At 66.1% G+C, this 5,080-nt stretch carries 3 protein-coding genes and 1 riboswitch; of the genes, 1 reads left to right on the plus strand and 2 read right to left on the minus strand.

The genetic code is table 11. The annotated features are described in order from the left end of the window. Both sphsw_RS19690 and sphsw_RS06390 read right to left on the minus strand, forming a co-directional pair. A partial coding sequence (locus sphsw_RS19690) for a hypothetical protein (protein WP_160172613.1) occupies positions 1-591 on the minus strand: 591 nt, incomplete at its 3' end. 127 nt (positions 592-718) lie between these two features. Then, positions 719-2,890 carry a TonB-dependent receptor gene (locus sphsw_RS06390; RefSeq protein WP_042466678.1) on the minus strand — a complete coding sequence of 724 codons (2,172 nt, stop codon included), beginning with the start codon at positions 2,888-2,890 and terminating at the stop codon, positions 719-721. A gap of 168 nt (positions 2,891-3,058) precedes the next feature. Beyond that, positions 3,059-3,297, minus strand: a riboswitch (cobalamin riboswitch). A 220-nt stretch (positions 3,298-3,517) separates the two neighbouring features. Between sphsw_RS06390 and sphsw_RS06395 the strand changes: the two genes are divergently transcribed. Then, a partial coding sequence (locus sphsw_RS06395; RefSeq protein ID WP_042466679.1) for a catalase occupies positions 3,518-5,080 on the plus strand: 1,563 nt, incomplete at its 3' end.

Genomic DNA, 5,080 nt, shown 5'->3' on the forward strand with positions numbered 1-5,080 from the left:
AAGCCAGTGCTTCTTCCCCCATGCGCTCGGCCGCTGCCCGGGCTCGGGGAGCATGGTCGCGGCCAGGTCGCGCGGCAATTGGAGATAGGTGAAGCCGAGGTGATCGAGCATCGTGGCCTCGTTCCCCGGCCCGAACACATCCCAGTGTGCGGCTGCGAGCTGCGCCTTGGCGAAGGTGCAGCTGCCGCCCTTGCGCTGGAGAAGCGGGCTTTCATCGCCGTTCAGTGCCAGCATCGCAACGATCGTCTCGATCGGTCCGTTGGGCTCTGCGGCGGCGAGCGCATGCAGATGCTTGAGATGCCGACGGGCGAAGGTGACATAGGGCGAGCGCAGCGTCTGATAGGTGACGTGCTTCTCCCAGCGCTCGAGGACCGATCCGCCAAAGGGCCGCTCGGCCTTGCCGGCATATAGGCCGACATAGACGAGCCGGTCGTCATGGAACATGCCGTAGATGCCGGGCCCGCGCAGTGCCTCCGGCTCCCCCGCCCAGGGTGCCCGCGGCACGGCGCGCAGGTTCATCCATGCCGGCTTGCCGAGCGTGGGCGGCACGGGACGGAGGGTAAACAGCTCGGAAGCCCGGTAAAACGGCATGCGCAATGTCTCCTCATGGGGTGGCCATGCGGCTTAGGCGGGCGCGCGCGCGACCGGCTATCCGGGGTTTTCCCGGGGGGCGACATCGCCGGCGGCCCGTCCCAAGGGCTGCCGGCCGCGGGGCGCGCTAGAAGCCGACGCGAAGCGAGACGTCGATCGCGCGGGGACGGCCGAGCACCCATTGCTGGTTGTTGTACGTGCTGATCGCATAGTTTCGGTCGAATAAATTGTAGCCGTGGATGTCGACCGCGAGCCGTGGCGTCACTGCATAGGAGAGCGTTGCATCGACCATGGTGTAGCTGGGGACGCGAAAGCTGTTGGCGTTGTCCGAATAGCGGCGCCCGACGTAGCGCAGCCCGGCGCGCGCCTGGAGCGCACGCGTTGCGTTCCAGCGCAGCCAGAGATTGGCGAGCGTCTCGGGCACGTCCGGCGGGGTATTGCCGTCAAAGCGCGTGTCGCCGGAGACGAAGTCGTCGAACGTCGCGTCGAGTATGCTGCCGTTCGCATCGATCCCGACACCGTAAGGCAGATCGAGCGATACCGCGGCCTCGATACCCCTGGCCGATCGCTGGCCTACCTGCTCGACCGGGCTCGTCGGGGTCAGCTGCGCCAGCAGGCGTTTCTTGACGATGCGGTAGGCGGCGAGGGTGGCGTTGCCGCGACCGTCGAGGAACACTGCCTTGGCGCCGACCTCGACCTGGTCGCCGACCGCGTTGCTGAACTGCACCTGCCCGGTCGAATAGGTCGTCAGCGTCCCCAGCGGGTCCACGCCGGTGGCATATTGCGCATAGAGCGACACCATCGGGATCGGCTGATAGACGCTCCCGATCCGCCAGGTCAGATTGTGCAGCCGCTTGTCGAGCACGAACGTCTCGGTACCGGCGCCGCCCGGATAGTCGATCGACCAGCGGCGAATCGTGTCGCGCTCGTAGCGCACGCCGCCAACGATCGAGACGTGCGTGCCGAGCTTAAGCCGATCCTCGGCAAAGACCGCATATTCGGTCGTGCGCGTGCGGTAGCGCGGTGCGATGCCTTGCGTGTCGACGATCAGACCGGGATCGAACGCGAAGGGATCGACCTCCGAAACCTGGGGATCAGACCCGAAATTGTGGGAGTAGGTCAGCTTGATGAGGTTGACGTCGAAGCCCATGACAAGGTCGTTGCCGACGCCATCGGCGACGTCCGTCCTGAACGTCACGCTCCCCTGATCGCCCCACTGCGTCTGGTCGTGGACGATGCCGGTCATGTCGGTGCGCAGGATGCTGCCGGGAGTGCCGGTGTTGCCGCTGCCGTTGGCGCAGACGCCGTCCGCGGCGATCCAGCAATAGGTTTCGAGATTGCGCCAGGAGCGTTTGGAGGTGAGGCGATAGGCCTGGTTGCTGACGGTGACCGCATCGCTCGGCGTCCAGTCGAGCTGCAGGCTGGTACGGTTGTCCCGGTAGCGGATGACGCCGTCACGTGTGTTGTAGTTGCGCTCCCGGATGCGGTCGTCGAGCCGTCCTTCGATCAGCGGCGTGCCGAAATAGCGCATCGGCTTCTGGTCGCCATAATCGTCCCGCGCGGTGACGACGAGCGTGTCGGTCGGTGCCCAGCGAAGCGTGCCCGAGACGGCATGGCTGCGCGACTGGCCACGATCGACATAGCCGTCGGACCGGCGATAGCTGCCGTCGATGCGGTAGGAGAGGCGCTCGGTGATCGGCCCCCCTGCGCCCGCCGCGACATGGAAGCTGTCCTGCGAGCCATAGCCGATCTCGCCCTCCACGTGCGTCCGCTGCGTATCGGGTTTGCGCATCAGGACATTCACCGCGCCGCCCAGTGCGCCCTGGCCGTAGAGCACGGAGGCCGGGCCGCTCAGGATGTCGATCCGCTCGACCATCCACGGATCGGTCGGAAAGGTGATCGTGCCGGCCGCCGGGAACAGCCTGATGCCGTCGATGAGCTGGAGCACGGAGCCCTGACCGCTGAACCCCCGCGCGGCGAGTGCGGTGCCGCCATTACCGGGATTGCCCGCGTTGCTGATGCCCGGTGCGCGGCTCGTCGCGTCGATCACGGACAGGTCGCCACGCGCGCGGATCGTGGCGCCATCGATGACCGAGAGCGTCGCGGGGGTCTCGAGCGGCGTGAGGCCCAGGCGGCTGCCGGTCGCATTCGGCGTGGTGAGCGTGTCCTGGGCATGCTGTCCGACGATCAGGATGTCCTTGGTATCGGGATCCGGCACGGACTGGGCGTGGATTTGTGCTGCGAAGACAGGCGACAGAATAGCCCCCGCGAGCGCGAGGCGAGACAATAGGAACGGCATTACGGTAATCCCCCGGGCGTCTGGCGAACCCGGCAGGGACCTCCCGCGAACGGCCGACATCCGCGCCAGCCGGACGCGATTGCGACCGGCACGCATGCCCGTGCGGTCCCCACCGCACACGTCGTCGCTCGACGGAGTACCGTGCCGCGGCCACCCCCTGGGCCAGGCAAGAGCGACCAGACGCCGGCAGGTCTCCTGGCTCACGGGTCACCACACGATACACGGCCTTCCCAGGCCCTCATGACGCAACGTCTGGCCCAGTGGCTGCCCCTTCCTTTGCAGGAAGAAGCGAAATGCATCGCGCTCGCCGCTTACAGTTGCAGGGACAGCCTCGGCTTCAGGTGGCGAACCACCCTCACCGCGTTCCCTATTAAGCCCCTTCCGGGGCACCGACGCGATCATGCCGTCCTGCTCGGATCGAACAGGTCAGCGGCGCCGGTCTATCCCGGTCAGGATCGTTCGGCAATCGTCCGGCGAGCGGCACGATGGCGGCTCGATCGTCCTGCTCGATTGCTGTGATCCAGAAGCTCCGTTTGGCGCGATGCGCGTCCTCGATCAGGAGGCGGCGGTGCCGCACGCTCTGTGCGGGGATGCCACGCTGATGGCATGCAGGATTAAGGGATCGAGATGAAGAACGTGAAGAGCCGTCAGGCCGTGACGGCGATGCTGCTGGCTGCGACATCGGCTGGTGCCATGATTCAGCCGGTTGCCGCGCAGACGGTGGCGCCGGCCGAGACGCAGGCGGAAACCCGCATGACGACCGCTGCGGCACCGTCCAGCGCCGGCAAGCCCGCGCTGGCGCAGGCCGGTGTGGCCGGCACGGTCGAAGCCAAGGGTGATTCGGCCAGTGTCGCCGCACCGCAGATGACCCGCGACAATGGTGCGCCGATCGGCGAGAACCGCCATTCGAAGGCGGCGGGTGACCTTGGCCCCGTCCTGCTCGAGGACACGACGCTGATCGAGAAGCTCGCACGCTTCGACCGGGAGCGCGTGCCCGAGCGCGTCGTCCATGCCCGCGGAACCGGTGCCCACGGCGTCTTCACCGCGACCGCGGACATTTCGAGCATCACCGACGCATCGCTGTTCATGCCCGGCAAGCAGACGCCGGTGTTCGTCCGCTTCTCGACCGTGATCCACCCCTCGGGCAGCCCAGAGGGCATGCGGGATCCGCGCGGCTTTGCGACCAAATTCTATACCGATCAGGGCAATTGGGATCTGGTCGGCAACAACCTGCCGATCTTCTTCATCCGTGACGCGATCCAGTTTCCGGACATGATCCACGCGCTCAAGCCCTCGCCTGTGACGAACAAGCAGGACCCCAATCGCTTCTTCGACTTCTTCTCGGCGACGCCCGAGGCGACCAATATGCTCGCGCATGTCTATTCGAACCTCGGTACGCCGGCATCCTACCGGACGATGGACGGCAACGGCGTCCATGCCTTCAAGCTGGTCAATGCCAAGGGCGAAACAATGTTCGCCAAGTTCCGCTGGATCAGCCGCCAGGGCGTGCGCAACCTGAACGGCGCGCAGGTGGCGACCGCGACCTGGAACTACCTGACCGACGATCTCTATGGCGAGATCGGCAAGGGCAATTTCCCCGTCTGGGACCTGATGGTGCAGACGATGTCGGCATCGGCGTTTGCCAAGCTCGACTATAATCCGTTCGACGACACCAAGGAATGGCTGGGCGTGCCGTTCCGCAAGATCGGCGAGATGACGCTCAACAAGGTGCCGACCAACTTCTTCGACTATACCGAGCAGTCGGCGTTCGCGCCTGCCAACCTCGTGCCGGGGATCGAGGCGTCGCCGGACCGGATGCTGCAGGGGCGGCTGTTCTCCTATTCGGACACGCAGCGCTATCGCATCGGCGCCAATGCGATGCAGTTGCCGGTCAATCGTCCGCTCGCGAGCGTCGTCAACAATTACCAGGACGGCCAGCTCGACCACGCCAACCGCGCGTCCGACGTGAATTATTTCCCGGCGGCGACCGCGGCAAAGTCGACCGATGCCCGCTTCCGTGCCGCGCCCTATGGCATCGACGCGACCGTCGATGCGAAGCCAGTCGCCAAGACCAACAACTTCGCGCAGGCGGGCGAATTCTACCGGGCGCTGAAGCCGCAGGACAAGGCGGATCTGGTCACCAACCTGGCGGGTGATCTCAATGTCGTGACGTCGGCGCGGACGAAGACG

The organism is Sphingomonas sp. FUKUSWIS1 (genome assembly GCF_000733135.1).
Taxonomy (GTDB): domain Bacteria; phylum Pseudomonadota; class Alphaproteobacteria; order Sphingomonadales; family Sphingomonadaceae; genus Sphingomonas; species Sphingomonas aerolata.

Excerpts from the sequence above, each read along its gene's own strand:
- sphsw_RS06390 (WP_042466678.1), bottom strand. The coding sequence starts at position 2,890 with ATGCCGTTCCTATTGTCTCGCCTCGCGCTCGCGGGGGCTATTCTGTCG.